Annotated in this window: 19 protein-coding genes; 10 read left to right on the plus strand and 9 right to left on the minus strand. The window is 42.1% G+C overall.

The genetic code is table 11. The features are described 5' to 3' along the window. The first annotated feature begins 164 nt into the window (after window positions 1-164). On the plus strand, window positions 165-2,213 hold the full coding sequence (locus tag V7K40_RS17150; protein ID WP_334961665.1) for a bluetail domain-containing putative surface protein: 2,049 nt from the start codon (window positions 165-167) through the stop codon (window positions 2,211-2,213). A gap of 22 nt (window positions 2,214-2,235) precedes the next feature. On the opposite strand, the gene V7K40_RS17155 is transcribed toward V7K40_RS17150, so the two are convergent. Continuing rightward, complete coding sequence (locus tag V7K40_RS17155) at window positions 2,236-2,607, minus strand: hypothetical protein (RefSeq protein WP_334961667.1); 372 nt, start codon at window positions 2,605-2,607, stop codon at window positions 2,236-2,238. Window positions 2,608-3,212: 605 nt separating this feature from the next. On the opposite strand from V7K40_RS17155, the gene V7K40_RS17160 reads away from it, so the two are divergent. Beyond that, window positions 3,213-5,051, plus strand: coding sequence for a choice-of-anchor Q domain-containing protein (locus tag V7K40_RS17160; RefSeq protein ID WP_334961669.1), 1,839 nt, complete (start codon window positions 3,213-3,215; stop codon window positions 5,049-5,051). Window positions 5,052-5,260: 209 nt separating this feature from the next. On the opposite strand, the gene V7K40_RS17165 is transcribed toward V7K40_RS17160, so the two are convergent. After that, on the minus strand, window positions 5,261-5,530 hold the full coding sequence (locus V7K40_RS17165) for a hypothetical protein (protein ID WP_069069307.1): 270 nt from the start codon (window positions 5,528-5,530) through the stop codon (window positions 5,261-5,263). Between the two features lie 448 nt (window positions 5,531-5,978). Here V7K40_RS17165 and V7K40_RS17170 point away from each other — a divergent pair, with 448 nt between their 5' ends. Next, a complete protein-coding gene (locus tag V7K40_RS17170; RefSeq protein WP_334961671.1) occupies window positions 5,979-7,277 on the plus strand; it encodes a sodium:proton antiporter in 1,299 nt (432 codons plus the stop codon). Window positions 7,278-7,457: 180 nt separating this feature from the next. Here V7K40_RS17170 and V7K40_RS17175 read toward each other — a convergent pair whose 3' ends face one another. After that, the gene (locus V7K40_RS17175) at window positions 7,458-7,847 is read right to left on the minus strand and encodes a hypothetical protein (RefSeq protein WP_334961673.1); all 390 of its coding nucleotides are present in this window, start codon (window positions 7,845-7,847) and stop codon (window positions 7,458-7,460) included. Window positions 7,848-8,335: 488 nt separating this feature from the next. On the opposite strand from V7K40_RS17175, the gene V7K40_RS17180 reads away from it, so the two are divergent. Together V7K40_RS17180 and V7K40_RS17185 are read left to right on the plus strand one after the other, a co-directional pair. After that, on the plus strand, window positions 8,336-8,599 hold the full coding sequence (locus V7K40_RS17180; protein ID WP_334961675.1) for a hypothetical protein: 264 nt from the start codon (window positions 8,336-8,338) through the stop codon (window positions 8,597-8,599). A 198-nt stretch (window positions 8,600-8,797) separates the two neighbouring features. Continuing rightward, entirely contained in the window at window positions 8,798-9,292 is a 495-nt protein-coding gene (locus V7K40_RS17185; protein WP_334961677.1) for a cupin domain-containing protein, read from the plus strand. 123 nt (window positions 9,293-9,415) lie between these two features. Here the strand turns inward: V7K40_RS17185 and V7K40_RS17190 are convergent, their stop codons facing one another. The 4 genes from V7K40_RS17190 to V7K40_RS17205 all read right to left on the minus strand — a co-directional run bounded on the left by V7K40_RS17190 (window position 9,416) and on the right by V7K40_RS17205 (window position 14,978). Then, window positions 9,416-10,522: a saccharopine dehydrogenase NADP-binding domain-containing protein gene (locus V7K40_RS17190; RefSeq protein WP_334961679.1), complete on the minus strand. Its 1,107-nt coding sequence runs from the start codon at window positions 10,520-10,522 to the stop codon at window positions 9,416-9,418. 101 nt (window positions 10,523-10,623) lie between these two features. Further along, window positions 10,624-12,153 (minus strand): C-3',4' desaturase CrtD, encoded by a 1,530-nt coding sequence (gene crtD, locus V7K40_RS17195; RefSeq protein WP_334961681.1) that lies wholly within the window; start codon window positions 12,151-12,153, stop codon window positions 10,624-10,626. A 204-nt stretch (window positions 12,154-12,357) separates the two neighbouring features. Beyond that, on the minus strand, window positions 12,358-14,460 hold the full coding sequence (locus V7K40_RS17200; protein WP_334961684.1) for a pentapeptide repeat-containing protein: 2,103 nt from the start codon (window positions 14,458-14,460) through the stop codon (window positions 12,358-12,360). Between the two features lie 194 nt (window positions 14,461-14,654). Beyond that, window positions 14,655-14,978 (minus strand): hypothetical protein, encoded by a 324-nt coding sequence (locus V7K40_RS17205; protein ID WP_334961686.1) that lies wholly within the window; start codon window positions 14,976-14,978, stop codon window positions 14,655-14,657. A gap of 921 nt (window positions 14,979-15,899) precedes the next feature. On the opposite strand from V7K40_RS17205, the gene V7K40_RS17210 reads away from it, so the two are divergent. The 3 genes from V7K40_RS17210 (at window position 15,900) to aspS (ending at window position 19,899) form a co-directional block, all read left to right on the plus strand. Beyond that, window positions 15,900-17,405 (plus strand): hypothetical protein, encoded by a 1,506-nt coding sequence (locus V7K40_RS17210; RefSeq protein ID WP_334961688.1) that lies wholly within the window; start codon window positions 15,900-15,902, stop codon window positions 17,403-17,405. Further along, entirely contained in the window at window positions 17,392-17,637 is a 246-nt protein-coding gene (locus tag V7K40_RS17215; RefSeq protein WP_334961690.1) for a hypothetical protein, read from the plus strand. The genes V7K40_RS17210 and V7K40_RS17215 overlap by 14 nt, the downstream gene beginning before the upstream one ends. 474 nt (window positions 17,638-18,111) lie before the next feature. Beyond that, a complete protein-coding gene (gene aspS, locus V7K40_RS17220) occupies window positions 18,112-19,899 on the plus strand; it encodes an aspartate--tRNA ligase (protein ID WP_334961692.1) in 1,788 nt (595 codons plus the stop codon). A 281-nt stretch (window positions 19,900-20,180) separates the two neighbouring features. Here the strand turns inward: aspS and V7K40_RS17225 are convergent, their stop codons facing one another. Continuing rightward, window positions 20,181-20,699 carry a hypothetical protein gene (locus V7K40_RS17225; protein ID WP_334961694.1) on the minus strand — a complete coding sequence of 173 codons (519 nt, stop codon included), beginning with the start codon at window positions 20,697-20,699 and terminating at the stop codon, window positions 20,181-20,183. Window positions 20,700-21,111: 412 nt separating this feature from the next. After that, the gene (locus tag V7K40_RS17230; protein WP_298907975.1) at window positions 21,112-21,267 is read right to left on the minus strand and encodes a hypothetical protein; all 156 of its coding nucleotides are present in this window, start codon (window positions 21,265-21,267) and stop codon (window positions 21,112-21,114) included. A 110-nt stretch (window positions 21,268-21,377) separates the two neighbouring features. Here V7K40_RS17230 and V7K40_RS17235 point away from each other — a divergent pair, with 110 nt between their 5' ends. Continuing rightward, window positions 21,378-22,181, plus strand: a complete 804-nt coding sequence (locus tag V7K40_RS17235; protein ID WP_334961697.1) for an SAM-dependent chlorinase/fluorinase — start codon at window positions 21,378-21,380, stop codon at window positions 22,179-22,181. Between the two features lie 385 nt (window positions 22,182-22,566). Further along, window positions 22,567-24,012: an alpha-L-fucosidase gene (locus V7K40_RS17240; RefSeq protein WP_334961699.1), complete on the plus strand. Its 1,446-nt coding sequence runs from the start codon at window positions 22,567-22,569 to the stop codon at window positions 24,010-24,012. Window positions 24,013-24,092 lie beyond the last annotated feature (80 nt).

Below are 24,092 nucleotides of genomic sequence, written 5' to 3' on the forward strand. Positions count from 1 at the left end.
GACTTAAAAAAATTCATATTACATCATCATTGTGACTGATGTAGCAAAAATACATTTAACTACCCAGACTTGGTAGATAAAAAGATTTTGCAGAACATAGCGATGTGTGATGAAAACACATAGCAGTACACAGTGGAATCAAACAGATAAAGAACACTAATTTTATGACCTCAACCACAACTTACACTTATGATGTCGATCGCAAAGTGATATCTGAGAGGACAGACAACAACAGTGATGGGATAATAGACTCAGTTATTACCTACCGCTATGATCTGACATCCGATAGCATTGACACCAACGGCGACGGCAAAGTTGATATTGTCCAAACCTTTACTTATAATGCTAAGGGCAACCAGACATCCTATAGCCGTGAAGACAACGGCGACGGCAAAGTTGATCGTGTCTATACCTATACTTATGATGCTAAGGGCAACCGGACATCCTTTAACAGTGACACCAACGGCGACGGCAAAGTTGATTATGTCGAAATCTCTACTTATGATGCCAAGGGCAACCGGACATCCAATAGCCGTGACACCAATGGCGACGGCAAAGTTGATTATGTCGAAACCTCTACTTATGATGCTAAGGGCAACCAGACATCCGATAGCTATGACAACAACGGCGACGGCAAAGTTGATGTTGTCTTTACCTATACTTATGATGCCAAGGGCAACCGGACATCGTTTAGCTATGACTTCAACGGCGACGGCAAAGTTGATTCTGTCGATACCTATACTTATGATGCCAAGGGCAACCGGACATCCTTTAGCAGTGACTACAACGGCGACGGCAAAGTTGATTCTGTTCAAACCTATACTTATAATGCCAAGGGCAACCAGACATCCGATAGCTTTGACTTCAACGGCGACGGCAAAGTTGATTCTGTCAATACCTCTACTTATGATGCCAAGGGCAACCGGACATCCACCAGCTATGACAGCAACAGCGACGGCAAAGTTGATTCTGTCGATACCTTTACTTATGATGCCAAGGGCAACCAGACATCTGCTAGCCAAGACAACAACGGCGACGGCAAAGTTGATTATGTCCAAACCTTTACTTATGATGCCAATGGCAACCGGACATCCATAAGCAATGACTACAAAGGCGACGGCAAAGTTGATGTCCAAACCTTTACTTATGATGCCAAGGGCAACCAGACATCCGATAGCTATGACTTCAACGGCGACGGCAAAGTTGATTCTATCATAACTTATACTTATGATGCCAAGGGCAACCAGACATCCACGAGCAGTGACGACAACGGCGACGGCAAAGTTGATTCTGTCACAACCTCTACTTATGGACGCGCATCCGCCAGTTATGACTTCAACAATGATGGTGTAATTGATGCTGTTGGCATCTACAGCTACGATTTTAACGGCAAGCTGACATCACAAAAAATTGACAAAAATAATGATGGCATCTTTGATGAAGTCACCGCTTATAGTTACGACGCTAACGGCAAACAGACTGCACAGGTAGCTGACAAAAATAATGATGGCATCCCTGATGAAATTACGACTTTCAACTACGATCGCAATGGCAAACTAATTTCCGCAGATATTGACAAAAATAGTGATGGCATTACTGATGCAGTTGCCACTTATCTGTATGATACCAATGGTCAATTAATCAGCAAAACTACTACAGACGGAAATGTACCAAAAATTACCTTAGACGGTGGTAACGGTGCAGATGAACTCAGTGGTGGGGCTGGTAATGATCAAATTTCCGGCAAAAATGGCAACGATAAACTCTTTGGATTAGCCGGAAATGACAAACTAGTTGGTGGTAATGGTAATGACATCCTCAATGGTGGTGCTGGGCGTGATACCCTCACAGGCGGTTGTGGCGCTGATAAATTTGTGTTCAGTAGTCTGAGTGATTCGCTGCTGTCTAGCTTTGATAAAATAACTGACTTGAATATTTCTCAAGATAAAATTGATGGGCTATATGCAGTTAGCGCTGCTAATTTAGTTCAACTTGGCAAAGTTGCGAGTCTAAATCTCTCAGATGTACAACAGATATTGACTGCAACTGCTTTTGTAGCTAAAGGTGCGGCAACTTTTACCCTTGGTACAGGCAATCATCAGCAGACTTTTCTGGCACTCAACGATAACACTAATGGATTCTCTGCCCTCACGGATGCTGTGATTGAGATTAGTGGCTACAAGGGTAACTTAGCCTCCTTAACAGTTGTATAATCAGACTACGGTTTAGATGTGACTATAAACCGACTAATTCCCTAGATTCAAAATCGGTAAGTTGTTGAGCGATCGCTAATCTTGCTTCCAACTTAGCTACACTAAACTGGTTACGCAGATATTCCAAATGGGCGATCGCATTTGCTTTATCGAGAGTTAATCGAATTTGGGTGTCTATTGACTTTTGATATTCCTGACTCACAAGCAGCACTTCAAAGCGACGAGCCTTGCGTTGAGCATCATTTTTCAAATCCATCTCAAAGGCGGCGGTGCGGTCTGCATTGCCTTCAAATCGGTTAACTTGGTGCTGCACTGCCATCAACTGAGAGTCTATTTCATTAGCCCGTTGGGCAGCTTGTGCGATCGCAGCTGGATAATGACTCAGTTGCATCATTTAATAATTTTCCTCTCATGTCAAGAATCTAGTGTTTAAGCATAAGACCAACTTTGGAATCCATTTTCCAAAAGGCTGTCACAGAGCAGTTTTACACTTAATCAAGCTGGGTGGACGCTATATATCTATTATAGTCCAAATGTACTGAATTAGGGGAGAAAAGGCTATGTCTGAGGTGCAGATATAGCGATCGCTATTCACCAAAAACTTACAGTAACTTTACTGTATCCCAGTAAAAATGAAGTTAAAATGAACTCTCAATAAATTTTCAATTAGAATCTCCCATTTGTATATAATGTTTGCTAAACAACTGTTTTGAGTTTAAGTATATTTTCATAACCCTCCAGAGTTTGAGAGGGTAATTCCCTAGAGATTTGGCTTTGAAAATCAATAGTTTTGGTTGAGTAGTCGTAAAACCCAATTCCATTTTGAGCAACGTACTTCACCAAATCCTGTAACTGATTTCTTGCACACCTGACACAGCGCTGTTTCCGGCAGTGTACTGGTTTTTAGTGGTTCCTAAAATACTCGAACCGCTATAAGTGCGAGTTTTTAGCGGCATCTTTTAATTCCCCTAAGAATGAGAAAAAATCGGAGTAACGTCAATGTCTACATTTACCGTCACTAACACCAACAGCAACGGTGCTGGTTCACTACAACAGGCAATACTAAATGCGAATGCTCTAACAGGAAAGGACATCATTAAATTTGGTGGGTTGTTTACTGATGCGATCGCTGATACCATCACCCTTGCTGGTAGTAGTCTGAGTATCACAGATGACCTGAAGATTGACGGTACAGGGGCGGACTTGCTCACTGTTAGTGGTAATAATGCTTATCGTATTTTTGAGATAAGCAGTCATGCCACTGTTGAAATCAAAGGATTGACTATCAGCAAGGGCAATAGTTATAGTGATAATTCTGAAATTCTGGGGGGTAGTGGCATTTACAATAAAGGCACCCTGACGTTAAGCAACGCCAGCATCAGTAGCAATAATGGAGACACGGGGGGCGGTATTTACAACACTGGCAGCCTCACGGTGAGCAACAGCACCATCAGTGAGAATACAGCGGGTTTCCGCGGCAGTGGCATCTACAATACTGGCACTCTGAAAGTGAGTAATAGCACGATCAGTGACAACACGGCAAGTTTCTACGCTGGCGGCATCTACAATGATGGTGGTACTCTCACAGTCAGCAATAGTACCATCAGTGGCAATAATGGAGGATCATCTTACGACTCACCCGGCTTCGGCGGCGGCATCTACAATAGTGGCGGCACTGCGACCGTGAGTAACAGTACTATTAGTAACAATGGTGGAGGCAATGGAGGTGGCATCTACAATAATGGCACTTTGTTGGTGAATAACACCACCATCAATGGCAACTCTATATACGCTTTTGTTGGTGACAGCGACATCGGTGGCGGCATCTATAACAGTGGCATCGCAACAGTGACTAACAGTACCATCAGTGGCAATAAAGCACACTTTGGTGGTGGTATTTACAATAATGGTGGCACCTTAACGGTGAGCAACAGCACTATCACGCTCAATACTGCTTTCGGGCTCGAACTTGTACATTATAGTGGTTACGAATATGGCGATGGTGGCGGCATTTACAACTCTAATGGCACCATCAAAGTGAAAAACAGCATTGTCGCTGGCAACTTTGACACCCCCAACGACGATCCAGCTAATGCTATCAACCTTGATCTAGTAGGTAAGTTTATTAGCAACGGCTATAACCTCATCGGCAGCCTCGGTAGCAGTACAGGCTTTAATGCTAGCGAACAGTTAACTGTTGCCATCACAGAAGTTATCAATACTACCTTGCAAAATAACGGTGGCCCGGTTAAAACTCACGCCCTAATCACGGGTAGCCCTGCCATCAACGGTGGCAAGAATGCAGACGTACCTCTTGATACCACAGATCAGGATGGTGACGGCAACATCACTGAACAAGTACCATTTGACCAACGTGGTTCTGGCTTCGTTCGCATCTCTGGCGGTAAGGTAGACATTGGTGCATTTGAGGCACAAGTCAATGTCATCAATGGCAACTGTGGAAGTAATACTCTCAATGGTACTGCTGGCGATGACATTATCACTGGCTACCACGGGAAAGATACGATCACAGGTGGTGCAGGCGCAGACTCGTTCGTTTATACAAATATCCAGGATGCGGGCGATACGATCGCTGACTTTAAAAAAAGTACTGACAAGATTATCCTACGGCAACTTTTCCAAAATTCTGGTCTAGCCAACCTGAATTTTGCCAGTGTGATCGCTGGCGGCTATTTGCGCTTCGAGACTAAAGGAACTAATGCGATCGTTTTAATTGATCCAGATGGTTCATCTGGAAAAGGTCATGCTGTCAACTTTATTACCGTCAGCAATGTGTCTGCCGCTGCTTTGAACAACGCCATTAATTTTGCCTTCTAAGATTACAGCAGAATTCAAGTATTTGAACCACATCTGTCGTAGGGGCGCAAGCCCTTGCGCCCCTACCGCGTGGTCTATTTACCTAAAAATAGCTGTAAGTCCGCTCATATACCCATGATTTCATTAGCCGTCAAACTCAAGTCTGCGGCTACACAAAGTAAGCCTGCTTATACAGGCTAATTATTCTCTACTAAACTCTGCACTATAGCTCAAGCCGCTTCCCGCAGTTGTGGTTGTGAGGGCACACTCACCTCTGGAAATGAAAGCGAGAGTTGTTCTGCTTGAGGTACCGCCGCTTGCTGCAAAACTTGAACTTCGATATTAACGCTCACCAAATAACTGCCTGTATCAGCACCAACCGCTTCAGCAATTAATTTGGCAATGTCTGGGCGTTTTGCAGTCAGGGGGTCACGTAAAATACACCGATCCCATTCATGCTTGGCAGTCGGATTGAGGTTGAGAATATAATGCTTCATCATCGAACTAACCCTTGAATCCATCTTCCAGAAGGTTTTCACAAAACCGTTATCCATTTGGCTAGGCTTTGTGGAGGCTATCTCCATTATAGTATATTTGTACTAAATAGGGGAGATTCTGAGTGAGAAAGTAGAGAATATAGACCATTCAAAGGAGCGCACAGCTGTGCATTAGCAATATTCTTGTGCTATTCTCATTGTTTTAAATCCAGACGCGAATAATCAAAGTGTAATGCCGTACCACTTTGTGGAAGTAAGCTACGCAAAGCGTCTCGTAGAGAAAGCGGGCAAAGCCAACGCTAAATTTATATATTCCTTTCTTATCCAATTTGGTAGCCTGTTTGAATCGCCAATCCCTAATCCCAAAAAATCTGTCTATAGGTAACTTCTAATACAAAGCTATTGCAACTAAGCTTATAAAGCAACACCTAATTTTTATATAAATCGCTATATGTTCGATACCTATATTATTGACCTATTCGTGATTGGTCTACTTTTGCTGATGGTCACATTAGGGTCAGGTTGGATTGCTCGCCTACCTCTTTCTTTTGCCCTTATCTATCTACTAGTTGGTATATTTTTAGGCCCTTACGGCTTAAAACTTGTTCAATTACGTCAAAATGAAGTTTTCAACGCCGAACTGCTGGAGAAAATAACAGAACTTGTAGTAATTATTTCTGTGTTTGGCTGCGGCTTAAGAATTATTCGTCCTCTAAAGTTGGGGGTTTGGGATATTACGGTGCGATTGATTGTATTTCTGATGCCAATTTCAATTTTTGCTTTGGCTGTTGTGGGTAAATTGTTATTAGGGATGAATTGGGGAGAAGCGATTTTATTAGGAGCAATTCTTGCACCCACAGATCCAGTATTAGCATCAGAAGTACAACTGACCGATACAAATGACCAAGATGAATTGAGATTTGGTTTAACTTCTGAAGGTGGTTTAAATGATGCTTTAGCTTTTCCCTTCGTTTATTTTGGCATTCATGCATTAGAAAATGACAACTGGGGCAACTGGTTTAAACAGTGGATTGCAGTTGATTTAATTTGGGCGATCGCAGTTGGCATTATTATGGGAATTGTTGTTGCTAAATTAATAGTTTGGATTGAACAAAAAATTCAAAAACGCCGTGCTGCCGATAAATTAATGGAAGATTTTATTGCTATCAGCACAATTCTAATAACTTATTCCTTAACAGAAATGTTGAATGGCTATGGATTTCTAGCAGTATTTATTGCTGGGTTAGTTGTTCAACGCAGTTACAGAAACCCTGAAAAACCCCTAGCAGAATTGGAATTTGTTGAGCAAATTGAAAAGCTGTTGGAAGTTGGAACAATTTTACTATTAGGGTCAATATTATTATTAAAGCCAATGCTCAATTATGCTGGGCAATCTTTGATAGTGATAATTTTATTATTCTTGATAATCAGACCTGTAGGAGTTTGGATTAGCACAATAGGCAAACCTCCTCTAGAATCACATCGCCGAACCTTGCACCCAGGAACTCGGTTGTTATTTGGATGGTTTGGTATTCGCGGTGTTGGTTCTTTATATTATCTTGCCTATGCGTTTGGTCATGGCTTAAAAGGTGAAACAGCCGAAAAAATTGCTTGGATAACTTACACTACTATTATCGCTTCTGTAATTATACATGGCATTAGTTCAACTCCATTAATGAAGTGGTATGAGCGCAACCTTGCTAATCAGAGAAAGACAACCCCTCGTGCCACAATAGATGAATTTGAGTAAAAGCAATTTTTGTAGAGTGGGCACTACTTACCCTTCTACGTTGTGAACAGTACCCATCTTACTGCTTGGGTATACTACAGTTTTTACCTAACTCTATACCTCTCTCCTTTTAGGAGAGAGGCTTTGAATCTTACTTTGCATCTCTTGTCGGGAAAGAGTTAGTGATTAGGTTTATATTTCCTATTTACCTGTCACCTTTTCAATAACTTCTTTTGCTTTTTCACCGAAACTTTCTGGGGGATTTTGTTCTCTCTCAGCCTTCAAATTCCTTTCGTAAGCCTTCTCCATAGTAGTAAGGCTTCCTGCATCTTTTACTGCTTCTTCATAAGCTTCTTCTCGTTCTTCCTCTTGAACACCAACGCCTGGGTCATATTCGTTAGCGCGATTAATTTTTTCTTCAGAATTTGGTTTATATTCTGGAGGTACTAGCTTCAATTCTTCAAGAGTAGTTGCATAACTAGCTTGCTGAATGAAAATAAACGAAGCTGACAAGCTGATGGAAATCATCAAGGCAAGAACCAAAAAGCTGGAACGTAATGCTTGCTTTAAAGTTAATAGAATTTTTTGCATGAAAAAATCTCCTCTTTTTATTTTATGAGCCTTGGTCATGTATAAATATATTCAATATTTAAGGCTCACAGGCATCCTAAGTGTTTAAGTACAGTTCTTCCTTCTACCGCAGGGTATATTAATTTTTACCTATAGTTCAGTTAATGCTATCTGAACTTTTAGGTTTTAGCACTACCTACATTTTTGTAATAGTCAAATTGTCGTGCCTACCGACATCCTCTCCAGAAATAAATTTCAGCCCCTCATAGCTAAAGTCCACTCAAGTGGACTGATATGATTGACAAAATTTCACATCCTGTTAAATGCGTCATTGGCTGGGGCTTAGAGGATGTCTGAAAAGTGTACCAAAGGTATAATTTGTCATTCTGAGGGTAACAAAGTGGAGCAAAGAATCGCAATTTACCGTGGGTTGATGAAATACTTCACTACGCGATCGCTTCCAGCATCACATTTTAACTTCTCAGACATCCTCTTAGAGCAGTGCAGGAGTGGAAGTTACAGCAAAGGAGGAGATTCAGGTTTTGGCAGGGTTTTCTAAACGCAATGCACCCCACATTAAAGGTGTCCTGAATCTAACCATTCCCCTTGATGAGTCTCCCATCTGGATTTTGGGGCAGTATCTTTCACAACTTGGTCTGTCTACTGAGTCACGAAGACCGCTTGAAGAGGGCAAGTGGGTAAAGTATTATCGGTTAAATCCAGAGGATGTGGCTTTTACCATTAATAATTTTACTTTTTATTACTTTTTCTGACAGATAGATAAATCTTTTAAATAAATTACTGACTATATATGTCTTTTTCAGGCTGGATCTAAAAGAGAAAAAGTCTATTATCAATTCAGAGTTAAACAAAACTTCTGAACAAAGAAATATTGGGTTTAAATCAAATGTTTATCTCAACAACATTTAATCAGTTAATTTACTGACAATTAACAAAGGAGAATAACTACAATGACAGTCGATTTAAAAACCTCATTAATTCAATCAGGTAAAGGTTCTACATTTTTAGTTTTGGGTGACTTGTATACTCTTCTGGCTGAAGGAAAAGATACAGGCGGAAGATATGGGTTAGCAGAGGTTTTAATGCAACCGCAAAGTATTGCACCACCCCATATTCACGAGCAAGTGGACGAAGCACACTATGTTCTTGAGGGAGAGGTTGAGTACCAGCATGACGAGCAGACTATCGTTGCAACTGCTGGAACTTTCATGCATTTCACTAGGGGTCAATACCACGGTTATAAAAACATCGGGTCAAAGCCTGCCAAAATCCTGATGTGGGTGACACCAGCAGGGGGTGAGCAGTTTTTTGCAGAGGTAGGACAGCCTGTCAATTTACCATTGAATGAGGAAGAACGCAATCTTTTGGGAGTCATTAATCCCGCCGACCTCGAAAAAGCGATCGCACTTGCTTCAACAAAATATGATCTGCAATTTAAACAGTGATTGCAATACATGAATCGGCTGTAGGGGCGTACTGCTGTACGCCACTACTTATGTATTTGTATCTGATATTTGGTGAAATCAGATGAAATTTTCACCTGGTGTGCTTAACTCAAGCGTATTAAGCTATAACCAACTTTGATTAATTTTAATTCCTCGGCTTTGCATTACCTCTTCAAATAAATCTGTTGGTAGTGCTTCTTCCACAGCAAAAACACCTGGTTTATTAAGTTTACCTTCTAGCACTAATTGGGCAATACTACCTGTGCCGCAACCAGAAGCCACCGCTGTATTTTCATGCACTACAGTTGAACAATAAACGGCGGTTTCACCATTTTTTTGCCCTGTAACTTCTGAACGAACTGCTACCCCAATTCCAGTAAAATTATTAGTGACATCTGTCATTGAATGGCTGACATGAGACAGAAATTCAATCATGTAACGACGTTGCATTAACCACTTGGGGAAAACGTGTGCCGCAATCCAAGTTAGGTGATTGTAAAAATCGGGAACAGAGCCAAACTTAGTAATTACAGTTTTTACAGATGGGAAAGCTTTGGGCAGTGTAAAGGTTTCTGGCATATCAAACCAGTAAACACCGCTGCGTCCATAGGGAGGTGGAAACTCAACTAATTCTCTTTCACTGTAAGGCTTGATTACCTCCCATTTTCCATCTATCCAAGTCTCAAAAGGATACTGCAACCCCAGAAAAGTTGTCCGCATCACTGTAATGCCAGCACCGCCAGAACCTGAAACCAAATAACTTAAATGGATCTTTTCTGGTTTGTCAAATTGTTCAACACCTTGACGTACCATGCTGTTAGAAATACCAGGAAAAATACCAGTATTAATAATTGCCGTCACACCAGCAGCAGCAGCTTGTTCATTATAATTAAGAGCTTTGCTGGTATAGGAACGATGGTCGCTGACATCTACATAATTAACGCCTTGAGCAATACAGGTTTCGAGAACATTAGTATCGCGATAGTGAAATGGGCCAGCACAGTGAATGACTAAGTTAGAGTTTGCGATCGCATCTCGCAGCTTGTCAACTTCTGCCAAGTCCAATACCAAAAACTGCACTTGTCCTCCCGAAGACAAGCTAACAGCCTTCCCAAACTCCGCAGAACGTCCAGTAATCGTAATTTGCGCCTGCGTATGGGTAGCTAGATCCTGGGCAACACTGCTACCAATCCGCCCCCGTCCACCAAGAATTAAAACGCTGTCTGTCATTACTCCAGATTAGCAATACTAATCTTATTTGAGCAGTTTTCTGGCCTTTTTGTCATCGGTTACAAGTATGACTTGCCTGTTAAGGAAGGAGAACTTTTCGATTATTGGTAGTTGATAAGTTTTTGCGCCTCAATTTGCCTAACTACCGTCAGCGCCGAATAACTCACCCCAGCAGTACCTTCGCCGGGATGGGTAGAATCACCAACTAACCACAGATGCGAGATTGGTGTACGATTAGCAAATCCAAAGGGGCCAAAGGTAGGTATTCTTTGACCTATGCCACCAACTATACCGCGATCGCGGGCTGTGAAATGAGCAAAGGTGCGCGGTGTTGCGGCTTCTTGATGAATAATCGTTTCTGGTTTGAGATAGAAATATTGGGCAAGACGAGTGATCGCTAATGAAGTAAACTTTTCTTTTAGTCCTTCATAATCTTCAGTCTGCCACCACTGTGCAGGATCGACAAATGAAGAAGCGATAATTGTGGCTTTACCATTTGGGGCGCGGCCGTCTCCAGGATGACTGACGGAAACAAATAGGGAATTATTTTCGCCAATGGGGCCATCAGCATCATATAGAAATTGGAGATGGGGAGGGCATCCAGGCGGAATCCCGCTGGCATCTACACCCAAATAAATCACAAACGCACTCGATGCTTGGGGCAGTTTTTCCACTCGGTTTTGATAACCAGATGGCGCTTGTTCTCCCAACAACTGCACCAAGTTTTGCACGGTGACGTTAGTAACTATGTGGTCGGCTGCTTCTGTCCAGACTTCGCCAGTTTTCTGATTTCTAATTACTACAGCAGTAGCTTTACCGTCTTCTACTTTAATTTGTTCTACAGTGTGGCGCATCAACAATTTGCCGCCATCTCTTTCTAAGGATTGTACCAAGCGATCGCTTAGTACTTGCATACTTCCCTGGAGGTGAAACAATCCTTGGGGTAGTTGGGATACATTCAACGCTGTGGCGGCGTAAAGTAACGCTGTATTCTCTGCATCCACCTGGGAGTATAGCTTCAATTGCAAATCTAGAAAAGTCCTCAGTCGTTGGTTGTTTCCCAGTCCACATAACCGTAAAGCATCTCCTACCGTAAACAAGGTGAAGGGTACAGTAATTAATGTACTGGGACGCACCGCTTGCGTTAGCTGCCACAAATCCCATAAATTACGTGGTGGTAGCACTGGATCGCGTCCTTGAAATTCCCAACTGGCATTAAATAAAGTTGCCATCAACTGCCAGAATGGTTCGCTACCAGGAAACTGTTTTTGCCGTTCCTCTTGCCATTTCTCTTGGTCGCGCCAGACATTAATCGGTGTGCTTTCCCCAGGTAAATATACCGCACAAGCAGGATCACAAGGCGTTGCTTGTGGTAAATCTATTTGCAATTCTGAGAAAATCCGGTGGTGAATTCCCCCTGGTTCCAACCCCGCCACCTGAGTTGCTCCCACATCAAAGGTAAATCCCTGGCGTTTAAACGTCGAAGCACAGCCTCCGGGTACGAGGGCCTGATCCAAAATTAAGACGCTGTAACCTCTATGAGCTAATAATGCTCCAGCAGTCAGTCCACCTATTCCGGCACCGATAATCACAACATGAGAGTTACTTTTGTCAAGAGAAATACTGGACATTGATTAGTTTATTTAAAATTCTTAATACTTTTATTTATAATTTTACCTTACTCTCAAAGTTAAATAGGGTGCGATTTATCAGTTGAGTCCAATAGAGACCTAACCCCCAACCCCTTCCCTATAAGGGAAGGGGAGTAAGATTCAAAGCCTCTCTCCTCTTAGGAGAGAGGTTTGGAGAGAGGTCAAAGTGAACCACGGGTGGATTCACCCTAAACCCAAAAAATTTGAAATCAACGGCAATAGATTGCTGCACTGTTCAACCAACTTTGTGGCACTGGGTAAACTAGAAATTGTCCCTTTTAAAATCTTTATAGCCGTTTTCGCCGCCTTTTGCATCGCCCCCTCTTGAGGACTTTTCCCTGCTTCTGCTAGAGCTTTCACTTGTTCTAATGCCTCAGCTTTATCTTCTTGCGGTAAGTTTGTATCAGCCTCAATTGCTGCTTGCAATTGCGTCAACAATTCCTTAATTCCCGGTTTATCTGGTTCGGGAGACGTTGGTAACTGGTTAATGGTATTTGTTACCGTACCGCTAATATCACCCAAATTTAAAGCTTGTCCACTGGCATTAAAGTCTCTGCCAACACTGCCAATTTCAATTTTGCGGCTGGCATCATTGCTGTTAGTCATATTTTTATTCTCTACTTTATTGTCAACTTGAACATTAATCGGCTTATTTGCTAATAAGCTAACAATATCTTTCATTTCTGCACTTTGTTGGCGATAGATGACTATCTGCTCATCTTTAGCTTGTAATTGTGCTTTATATTTTTCTTCTACAGCTTGTAGTGCCAGTTGATAATTTTGTGTAAAATCGCTATGAATCTTTTCTTTATCGGCATCAACAGGTAGAGCAACTTTAACGACAACGACCCCATTACCTTTATTTTCAATACTCTGTAGGGCTAATTCTGTGTCTTCATTTTGGTCTTTCACTGTTTGGAAGGCGTTAACAAAAGCTTTCCAATCAATGCCATTGTGGAAAATTAAATCAACAGTATTTAAAACTTCTTCAAATAGCTTGGTAAATTCTCCTGGTCGAAATTCGCCACTACTGGGACGGCGTTCGCGGTCATCGGTTCCAGGTTTTGGATTTTCGAGAAGATAGATAAAGCGACAATCTACACTATCTAATTTGGTTGTACTTTCAATATTCCAAGCTTCCACACAAGCACCTGTCATTTGAGCGCTGGTGAAGTTAGTACCTACAGCTTGTGCCAGAGTTAGATTTGCTTCCTCTAAACAAGCCCCTTGGAAGGTGGCTTCTGTAATATCAGCATTTTTTAAAATTGCTCCTCTTAACTCCGCTTGGATGAGATTTGCACCTTTTAACTTAGCACCAGCATAAGATTTTCCTTCACCTTTGCGAGTTACTAGTAAATTGAGAATAGCTCGGTTAGCTAATATCAAATTGTCTACTCTAGCAAAGTCCAATTTTTTAGCTTTATAAAAACAAGTGCGTGTTAGGTTTGCTTCTCTAAAATCTGTGTTTTTAAGGGTTGCACGAGTAAAATTAGCGTTTGTTAAATCAGCACCACAAAAGCTAGTTCCACCTATAGCGGCAAAGGCAATGGCGAATGAGCGAACCCAAGCGTATTTTTCATCTCCAACTAGACTGCGCCACGCAATGTAACCACTAAATTGTGTGATGGCGACGGCTGCAACTCCAGTAATGGCGATGACTCCGGCTTCGGTATTAGCTCCGGCTTTGACGATGGCTCCGACAATAGCTCCGACGATGCCTCCAACGATGGCTCCAGCAATGGCTTCAGCTTTGGCGATCGCTCCAGCGATCGCTCCAGCGATGGCGACAGCGATGACTCCAGCAATGGGGATGCTCATGGCTCCGACAAAGGTCAAGACTCCGGCAAACCCCACGAGACTGGCTTTGAAGATGATGATGGCGACGGCAAACCCGATGACGATGGCGACAGCGATCGCTACGGCAAACGCGATGGCTGTTAAACCCTTACGAATAGTTAGAATACAAAAGACGGCCAATACAATTAGGGCGGCTACTCCGGTGATGGGGTTTTGAGTGATTCTGGCGGCAAAAATAGATGCTATCAATACACCAACTAAGGTTGATAAAAATCCTGATAGTGCTGATAGTAGCCATGAGATTATCAGCAACCCAATTACCCAACGCTTCTGTAGTCCAGCTTTAGCACATGTGAAGTCAGCATCTTTAAGAATAGTGTTGCTAAAATCTGCCCCTCTAATATCTGCCTTGCTAAAGTTGGCTCCAGTCAAGTTTTGACCTTTAAAAGAGCGACCTTGGAGATTTTGATCGGTGTAGTCTGCCGGCATAATTGCCTCAGCAAGAGGTTTTTAATGAGATTTTATACAACTTTACTCTGTAATATTCAGTATTTCGGCAAAATAAAGAAAATATAAAAATTTTGGATGCAAGACGTGGTATAAGTGCATAACTGTGCGCCCTTACCTTTAAATGCTTAAAGTATTATAAGCAAAAATTAATTTAATTTAAAAAAACTTAATCTCTAGTTATCAATATTGCAACTGTAGCGGTCTACCTGATCATGGGAGCGGTTTAACTCGTGACGGGAGCGGTTCCCTAACTTATGGGAGCGGTCTACCCAATCATGGGAGCGGTCTAACTCGTGACGGGAGCGGTCTACCCAATCATGGGAGCGGTCTACCTCGTGACGGGAGCGGTTCCCCAACTTATGGGAGCGGTCTAACTCGTGACGGGAGCGGTTCCCTAACTTATGGGAGCGGTCTAAGTCGTGACGGGAGCAGTTCCCCAAGTTATGGGAGCGGTCTACCTCGTGACGGGAGCGATATCTCTGGTGATTTCTAGGCAAAAAAAAGTACGCGCCATCAAGTTGTGCTTGCCAACTTAGTGTTTTGTCTTAATTTAGCCGAATCACTCTCTAGTTCTAAATACAAAGCAAACAACTCACTCAAAACTTTTTCCCCAGCAATTTCTCCAAGGCTGGTAAATCGTTCTAGCTTGCTTTTACAATGACTTTACGATTAAGCGTTGCATTGCTTACATCCATACTAGGCGATCGCTGTCTTTATTCCTTTATATAGTATACAAAGACTACTATCTACATCTCTACTTACCAATTAGATACATTGAGCGACAATGCCCAGATTATACGTTTAACGCTCAAAGAATTGGATCGAGTTGCACCGAATTCAATCGTACTTATCCTTAGCAAGAAGAGTGGATGTACTTACGCGGATTGCGTAGGCGTAGCCCACACTTCGACTGCGCTCAGTGACCGTCGTAGACATCGCTACTTCCACCATAGAAAACCTAATTTTCGGTTCGGGAACTGTTCTTGATACTGCCAGACTGAGATATCAACTTGGAAAGCGACTGAATGTTACCAAACAAAACGTTCATGCTTAGGGACTTGCAGAGCATGGAGACAGTGAATTTGTCGTTTGGTCTAGTGCATTTATTGGGGGAATTCCGTCAACTGAATTTCCCACATCACAAGGAGCAACGCTAGAACAAATTCAGCAAGAGTACGCACAGTTAACTCGTAAACGAGGCTATAACATTTTTGAATGCAAAGGAAATACTAGCTATGGTACATCAACAGTAGTTTGTTAGTTAGTTGATACCATCCTGCGAGATGAAATGCAAATATTTCCAATATCGGTGAGAGCAGATTATAACTTTTTGTAAAGATTACATAGGAAAGCATGTAAAGTTATCTGCTTGATATTGAGAAATTAATAGAGATTTCCTTTAAGGATGAAATTATTATATGTCAATATCAGCTTCTTTAGACCTGTCTAAAACTTTCTTCCTCAACAGCTTACTAGGAGCTAATCAGACAATTTATTTAGATTTCGACGGCAATATCACCTCTGGTACTTTGTGGAACACAGATAAAGGTCTGGCTAACATTATCACCCCTGCCTTCGACTTCGACGGCAATACAGCATCCTTTAGCTCGGCTGAACTTGAAACAATTCAGTATATCTGGCAGCGCGTCGCTGAGGATTTCAGCCCGTTTAATGTTAATGTCACAACGCAGGCTCCAGCAGATATTAACGATCTGATTAAGAGCGGCAGTGATGATACTCGCTGGGGGGTGCGTGTTGCGATCGGCGGTAGCAGTTACGATTGGTATGGTGCTGGAGTGGGAGGAGTCGCCAAGCGTGGTTCTTTCAACTGGAATAGTGATACTCCTGCCTTTGTTTTTGCTCAAGATGCGTTCGGTGATGAGAAGGATACGGCTGAACTTATCTCTCATGAAGTAGGTCATACGCTGGGACTCAAGCATGATGGACAAATAACCCCCGCTCAAGAATACTATCTAGGACATCCTAGTGGAGAGACTGGCTGGGCACCGATCATGGGAGCAGCGTATTACGACGAGCTAACCCAGTGGAGTAAAGGCGAGTATGCTTCTGCTAACAATACTGAGGATGATTTGCAAATTATTACGACCCAAAATGGTTTCACCTACCGAGCTGATGATTGTGGTGATACAATTGCGACAGCAAAGCCACTAACCATTTCTGGTACGTCTATCAGTGATAGTGGCATCATTGAGCGCAATACAGACCTAGATTTTTATAGTTTTGTCACAGATACTGGTCTGATTAGCTTAACAGTGAATCCTTTTAGTCGAGGGCCAAACTTAGACATTTTGGCAGAGCTATACAATTCTGCTGGTACCTTAATTGCATCGTCCAATCCAACAGATTTCCTATCTGCAAGTATTACAACAAATGTCGTTGCTGGAAATTATTACCTCAAAATTGATGGTATAGGAAAAGAAAATCCTCTTTCAACTGGCTACACGGATTACGGCAGTTTAGGGCAGTACTTTATTAGTGGTACTCTAAACTTTCCTAATATTGAGCGATGGGCAACTGGCCAAGGCGGGTTTTGGGATACTCAAAAATGGCTAGTTGGTGATTTTAACGCAGATGGGAAAGATGATTTAGTTAATATCTTCAATGATCAGGGTCTAGCTAGTATCGATACTCACTTATCTAATGGTGAGAGTTTTGATATCCAGCGATCGGCAACTGGTCAAGGCGGGTTTTGGGATACTCAAAAATGGCTAGTTGGTGATTTTAACGCAGATGGGAAAGATGATTTAGTTAATATCTTCAATGATGGGGGTCTAGCTAGTATCGATACTCACTTATCTAATGGTGAGAGTTTTGATATCCAGCGATCGGCAACTGGCCAAGGCGGGTTTTGGGATACTCAAAAATGGCTAGTCGGCGATTTTAACGCAGATGGGGAAAGATGATTTAGTTAATATCTTCAATGATGGGGGTCTAGCTAGTATCGATGCTCACTTATCTAATGGTAAGAGTTTTGATATCCAGCGATGGGCAACTGGCCAAGGTGGGTTTTGGGATACTCAAAAATGGCTAGTTGGTGATTTTAACGCAGACGGGAGAGATGATTTGGTCAACGTCTTCAATGATGGGGGTCTAGCTAGTATCGATGCTCATATAAAGAACCAGACTTTGAGATGAAATCGATAGCCAATAGGACTGTAAACCAATCAACACAACTGATTGATTATCTTTACGTCCTATTACCTGTGCAACCATTCCAGTTGTACCCATGCGTAAGAAACCGAATGTGGAATAAATGTAATTGAACAGAATTGTTACTAGTGCCACACCTGCTAAATTTTAGGTAAGCCTTCAGACCACTCTGGAAAAATTGCTCATCTTCAATTCAGACTAAACCGAAGCGGGTATGGGCATCGGTTAAGCTGGTAATCGCTTCCGTAATTGTTGGTGTCTGTGTCATAGCATTTCTATCTTCCTGTGTATGCAAAACCCAGCTTTCGAGTGTTATGGCTTTTTTTACCTTTATATATAATGTGAAATTATTTGATTTTTTCTTCAACTAGAACTACTACAATTACTATTGATGCTAGATAATGGGAAGGCTTTGACATTTTCTTCCCAATCTAGCCCAGATAAACAGAACTAACACTTATGCGAACTCACTATTGCGGCGAACTCCGAAAAGAACATATTGGAGAAACAGTTACCTTTTACGGATGGGTAGACCGTCGCCGCGATCACGGTGGTGTGATATTTTTAGATTTACGCGATCGCTCAGGAATTGTCCAAATCGTCAGTGATCCGCAACGCACCCCAGATTCATACGAACAGGCGAACGCCCTGCGAAATGAATATGTTGTCGAAATCACTGGTAGGGTAACACACCGTCCCGAAGAATCCCTGAATCCCCGCATCCCAACAGGCGAGGTAGAAATCTACGCCGATAAAATTCAACTCCTCAATGCTGTTCGCAAACAGTTACCTTTCCAAGTTTCCGTAGCTGACACCGAGACAGTGCGCGAAGACTTGCGGCTGAAATATCGTTATTTGGATTTGCGACGCGAACGGATGGCGCAAAATTTGCAATTGCGTCATCAAATTGTCAAAGCGATGCGTCGTTATCTGGAAGATTTGGAAGGTTTTATCGAAGTCGAAACCCCAATACTTACTCGTTCTACCCCAGAAGGGGCGCGGGATTATGTTCTACCCAGTCGCGTCAATCCTGGTGAGTGGTATGCTTTGCCGCAATCACCCCAGCTATTTAAACAATTGCTGATGGTATCCGGCTTAGACAGATATTATCAGATTGCCCGTTGCTTTCGTGATGAAGATTTACGCGCCGACAGACAACCGGAATTTACCCAGTTGGACATGGAAATGAGCTTCATGTCCCAAGAAGAAATTATCGAACTAAACGAGAAGTTAGTTTGTCATATCTTCAAAACGGTTAAAGGAATTGAGTTACAGCGCCCTTTTCCCCGTCTCACTTATGCCCAAGGGATGGAACGCTACGGTAGTGATAAACCAGATACCCGCTATGGTTTGGAATTAGTTGATGTCTCAGATATTGTGAAAGACTCTAGCTTCAAAGTCTTTCGGGACACCGTTAACAATGGTGGGATCGTCAAAATCCTACCCATTCCCAACGGTAACGATGTAATTTCTAATGTCCGCATTAAACCAGGCGGTGACTTATTTAAAGAAGCCAGCGAAGCCGGTGCAAAAGGTTTAGCTTACATCCGCGTCAGGGATGATGGCGAAATTGACACCATTGGGGCGATAAAAGACAACCTCAGCGACGAACAAAAACGAGAAATTTTACGCCGTACAGATGCAAAAGCTGGACATTTGCTGTTGTTTGGGGCTGGTGATGCTGCTACAGTTAATAAAACATTAGATAGATTACGGCAAGCGATCGCTAAAGAATTTGAGTTAATTGATCCAGAAAAAATTAACTTGCTGTGGATTACAGAATTCCCGATGTTCGAGTGGAATGCTGACGAAAAGCGCCTAGAAGCACTACACCACCCGTTTACAGCACCTCATCCTGATGATTTGAGCGACTTAAAAATTGCACGCGCCCAAGCTTATGACTTGGTACTCAACGGCGTAGAAGTTGGCGGTGGAAGTCTGCGGATTTATCAGCGAGAAATTCAACAGCAAGTATTTGAAGCGATCGGTTTATCTGCTGAAGAAGCACAAAGTAAATTTGGCTTTCTTTTGGAAGCATTTGAATATGGTACACCGCCGCATGGTGGCATCGCCTACGGTTTAGATCGTTTGGTGATGTTGCTAGCTGGAGAAGAATCCATTCGGGATGTAATTGCTTTTCCAAAGACACAACAAGCGCGTTGTTTGTTAACAGATGCGCCTTCGAGTGTAGATGCTAAACAGTTGAAAGAATTACACGTTGCTTCGACTTATAAACCAAAGTCTTAGTAAACTAAAGAATTGTCTGAGTAAGATTTGCTTGGGGTTAGAATCCCCATTCAAATCTTCCCAGTCAACCAGTATAACCAGTAACCAAAAACTTTTAACTTGTTCTAAACTAATCAAAACTTGAATGAGTTTTTTATGCCAGCTACATCTCGTAAATAGATTGCCAAAATCACACTCCACATAACCAAAAACGACATAACCTGCTATAGTAGCGGGTTATTATTGTCTCTATCTCTAAAAATTTCGAGAAGTACATCAAAACGCATTTTGGCTATAGTCTGTTATTGTCCAGGTTTTACACGTTGCCCTGTCAAAGTAAACGTTCCCCTTACTGGAGCATCATCTGAAAATGGATTTGCATTGAGACCGAACGACTTTATTGTGATTGTTCCTTGCTCTATTCCATTTTTCGGATCAAATGTTGCACGAATATCACATTTATTAATTGTGCCAGGTAATGTCGCTGTAGGGTAACTGAAGCTGAGTACCGTCCCGGTAATCTCTCTATTTGAGGTACACTTCCAACTACCCTGTACTTCGCTATAGGGTTGGACAGAGAGAGAGGGATCACCACTTTGGTTTGAAGCATTAGCAAAAAAGTTACCATCTCGTGTGAACGTTGTAATGCTACTAAACGAACCGAAGTCACCTGAGCTTGATGTTAAGTATGTCCCGATCACAAGGTTTTGACAATCCGTTATAGATTCAGCGTCAACTTTATGCACATTCACAAAGATCGCAATAATGAGTGCTGACAATACACAAATCGTTAACTTGGCGAAAGCATTACAAGTTTTCATTCAAAAATATCCCCTTATAAGTGCCAAAAATCATTTATCTGGTAATTACTTTTAAAAATGATTACTGACGAGATTATAGTTTATACTGACTATTTATCAACAACAACTATCTGACGGTGGTTGACGTATTTGACAGATAGAAAGTCAAAAATTATTTGACCAAAACGGCAGATTCTTTGTCACCAATTTAAATTTTTCTACATCACTTGTTCAAGTAATTTCTACAACTTCATATCAGATTCCTCTAGAGCGACGCTTACAAGCATGAAGAACTTGACCTATAATTTGTCGCTGGGGTCAAATAATCTGTCGCTTTACAAAAACGCTATAAAAACGAAATTGGCACGCAATCCCCTAAAAAAAACCCGCCGTAGCGGGTTACACAACAAACTATGAACAATAAAAACTTGATTTAGCTGGAATACCTCATCTCAGCTTCCAGTTGACGAATCAGTTGTTCGTCGCCTTTTGCTCTGGCTACTTGCAAGCGATGCTCTAGGCTTCTTTGAATATTCTCTCTGTGAGCTTCTTGTGCTTTCCTAGTCCTTTGTAGTCTACTTTGATTCATAGTGATTACCCTCTTAATTTTTCGTTTTATGTCTTGTATCTTTAATATAACATATATTTTGTAGCTGTTGTTACAGAAATTTCTATCTTAATGTATATTTTAGCAAAAACATGTCTAAGAACCAGATAGATCAACAACCACTCCTAACTTTACTGAGCGATTTTGGCGATCGCGATGTTTATGTAGGCATAATCAAGGGAGTCATCGCCCAACTCAACCCCAGACTGAGAGTGGTAGACTTAACGCACCAAATTCCGCCGCAAGATATCGCCGCAGCCAGGTTTTGCCTGATGAATGCTTATCCCTATTTCCCCGTTGGAACAGTGCATCTGGCAATAGTAGATCCGGGTGTGGGAAGCAAGCGACGAGCGATCGCAGTAGAATTTGCTCAAGGGTTTTTGGTAGGCCCAGATAATGGTATATTCAGTGGGGTACTTAGTCAAAGTCCAGCGATCGCAGCCGTTGAACTCACAAATCTTAACTATTGGCGAACTCCTCAACCAAGCAAGACTTTTCACGGTAGAGATATCTTTGCACCAGTAGGAGCTAATCTTGCTAGTGGTGTTTCCCTCAAACAGCTAGGACAAGAAATTGATCCAGCAAGTTTGGTAAAGCTAGATATAAGCGAGTGCAAGCAGACAACCACTGGCATAGTGGGTTGCATTCAATATATTGACAATTTTGGCAACTTAGTGAGTAACATTACAGGCAATTACGTAGAAGGCAAAACTTGGTATGTGCAAGCCGCTGGGTTGAGTATACCAGGCTGTGAAACTTACAGTGATGTCAACGTAGGAGAGATAATAGCTTTAGTTGGCAGTCACGGCTGGGTAGAAATTGCCATTAATAGCGGCAATGCTCATTCACAGTTACAGTTAGATTGGCAAGAAACGCTTCAAGTTGTGCTAACTTAAATACCGCACTTTGTAAGTGCTGCATCAAGAGAAACATCAAAGTTATATCCTCTTTGCACAGTTGGCAGATGTCCTGGGGGGAAGGTTTTAAAGTTTGGTTCCTTGCCAGGTTTATACTCATATCTTTTAGTTTACTGATTATAGTTTTACTAAATTAGCCACTCACCTGTTAACGTTTGCCATCCAACTGCATCATACATCTTGCTACAGTCGCCCTATTCTTTTTCTCTCAAGACATTAATTCCTCTTGTCATCTTAAAATTAGCAAATGGACAGTTCTAAATTTGGTTTGCAATGCATTCTCCCTGGTGATACTTTTAAACGCTTAATTGCTGCTGACGAGATACGTTGTAAAATTATGTATCCCTGAGTCAGAAGAATTGTGATGTTTAGACTTTTACTACTTATACTAATTATTACAGAATTCCTAAGTAGCTTTTTGAATTTAACAGCCTCTACTGCTTTTGCACAACAGATATATGAACCAACAACTGAGTCGCTATCAAAGCATGAAATTCCAGAGTGGTTCAAAGATGCTAAACTCGGCATTTTCATTCACTGGGGCGTGTACTCCGTACCTGGTTGGGCACCACTAACTGGTGAACAGAACAAGGTAGTTGCAGAACGCGGTTGGGAATATTGGTTCCAGCACAACCCTTATGCTGAATGGTACTACAACTCCATGAAACTTGAGGGCAGCGACACCTATAAGTATCACCGTGCGACGTACGGTAAAAATTTCACCTATGACGACTTCATTCCCACCTTCAACGCAGCCATCACAAGCTGGAATCCATCCCAATGGGCAAAACTGTTTTCTCAAGTAGGTGCGCGGTACGTTGTGCTGACGACCAAACATCATGATGGTTTCCTGTTATGGCCTAGCAAAACCACAAACCAGTCAGGACGAGTGGCGGCGCGGGATATTGTGGGCGAACTGACACAAGCCGTTCGTAAACAAGGTATGCGTATGGGTCTGTACTACTCCGGCGGTATTGATTGGTCTAAACAAGATACAACGGTGACAGATTTTAATACCTTGGTCGCAGTCATTATCCAAGATAAAGCTTACGCTGAATATGCTAATGCTCACTGGCGCGAACTCATTGACCGCTATCAGCCGTCTATCTTATGGAATGACCTTGGCTACCCTGTTGGTCAGGCGAACGGGATTATGGCTTACTTTTACAATCACGTACCTAACGGTGTTGTTAATGACCGCTTTGACTTAGGTGGGCAATTCGGTTTACACTTCGACTTCTCTACACCTGAATACAGTCAACTCAAAAAAATCGAACCAAAGAAATGGGAAAGCACAAGGGGTTTAGGTTACTCGTTTGGTTACAACCAGAATGATACCGACTTGAACATGATTTCAGTAGATGAATTGGTTGACTCATTCGTTGACATTGTTAGTAAAAACGGCAACTTACTACTCAACATTGGCCCAAATGCCGATGGTTCAATCTCCAAACTGCAAACTGAACGGTTGCTCGGCTTAGGCAAATGGCTAGATGTAAATGGTGAAGCCATCTTTGGCTCGCGCTATTGGATACGTTCAGAAGATGTATCCACTCAAGGTATCCGAGTGCGCTACACCACAAACAAAGGTAATTTGTATGCTGTCTTGCTTGATACTCCCATGAGTCAGACGTTGACAATCCCAGGACTAATTCTGCCGAAAAATGCAAATATTACAATGCTAGGGTCAACAGGTAAACTTAAGTGGCAACAGTGCGGACAGAATTTATTTGTCACGCTACCGGATATGTCTGCGGTGAAAAAATCACCAGCCTACACGTTGAAAATCAGCCAGATACCTCTTTCCTGAAGCTCGGATAGTAACTCAACAAGATGTGCTCACGAAACATTTACCCTTGATTTTGATTTGTAACGCTAATTCAGCAGTTA

Source organism: Nostoc sp., assembly GCF_036917195.1.
GTDB lineage: Bacteria > Cyanobacteriota > Cyanobacteriia > Cyanobacteriales > Nostocaceae > Nostoc.

What these genes read in the sequence shown, in the direction of transcription:
- V7K40_RS17165 (WP_069069307.1), bottom strand. Translation starts at nt 5,530, where the DNA reads ATGATGAAGCATTATATTCTCAACCTCAATCCGACTGCCAAGCATGAA.
- V7K40_RS17170 (WP_334961671.1), top strand. Translation starts at nt 5,979, where the DNA reads ATGTTCGATACCTATATTATTGACCTATTCGTGATTGGTCTACTTTTG.
- V7K40_RS17240 (WP_334961699.1), top strand. Translation starts at nt 22,567, where the DNA reads ATGTTTAGACTTTTACTACTTATACTAATTATTACAGAATTCCTAAGT.
- V7K40_RS17160 (WP_334961669.1), top strand. Translation starts at nt 3,213, where the DNA reads ATGTCTACATTTACCGTCACTAACACCAACAGCAACGGTGCTGGTTCA.
- V7K40_RS17230 (WP_298907975.1), bottom strand. Translation starts at nt 21,267, where the DNA reads ATGAATCAAAGTAGACTACAAAGGACTAGGAAAGCACAAGAAGCTCAC.
- V7K40_RS17200 (WP_334961684.1), bottom strand. Translation starts at nt 14,460, where the DNA reads ATGCCGGCAGACTACACCGATCAAAATCTCCAAGGTCGCTCTTTTAAA.
- aspS (WP_334961692.1), top strand. Translation starts at nt 18,112, where the DNA reads ATGCGAACTCACTATTGCGGCGAACTCCGAAAAGAACATATTGGAGAA.
- V7K40_RS17225 (WP_334961694.1), bottom strand. Translation starts at nt 20,699, where the DNA reads ATGAAAACTTGTAATGCTTTCGCCAAGTTAACGATTTGTGTATTGTCA.
- V7K40_RS17175 (WP_334961673.1), bottom strand. Translation starts at nt 7,847, where the DNA reads ATGCAAAAAATTCTATTAACTTTAAAGCAAGCATTACGTTCCAGCTTT.
- V7K40_RS17150 (WP_334961665.1), top strand. Translation starts at nt 165, where the DNA reads ATGACCTCAACCACAACTTACACTTATGATGTCGATCGCAAAGTGATA.
- V7K40_RS17210 (WP_334961688.1), top strand. Translation starts at nt 15,900, where the DNA reads ATGTCAATATCAGCTTCTTTAGACCTGTCTAAAACTTTCTTCCTCAAC.
- crtD (WP_334961681.1), bottom strand. Translation starts at nt 12,153, where the DNA reads ATGTCCAGTATTTCTCTTGACAAAAGTAACTCTCATGTTGTGATTATC.
- V7K40_RS17155 (WP_334961667.1), bottom strand. Translation starts at nt 2,607, where the DNA reads ATGATGCAACTGAGTCATTATCCAGCTGCGATCGCACAAGCTGCCCAA.
- V7K40_RS17185 (WP_334961677.1), top strand. Translation starts at nt 8,798, where the DNA reads ATGACAGTCGATTTAAAAACCTCATTAATTCAATCAGGTAAAGGTTCT.
- V7K40_RS17235 (WP_334961697.1), top strand. Translation starts at nt 21,378, where the DNA reads ATGTCTAAGAACCAGATAGATCAACAACCACTCCTAACTTTACTGAGC.
- V7K40_RS17215 (WP_334961690.1), top strand. Translation starts at nt 17,392, where the DNA reads ATGGGGAAAGATGATTTAGTTAATATCTTCAATGATGGGGGTCTAGCT.
- V7K40_RS17190 (WP_334961679.1), bottom strand. Translation starts at nt 10,522, where the DNA reads ATGACAGACAGCGTTTTAATTCTTGGTGGACGGGGGCGGATTGGTAGC.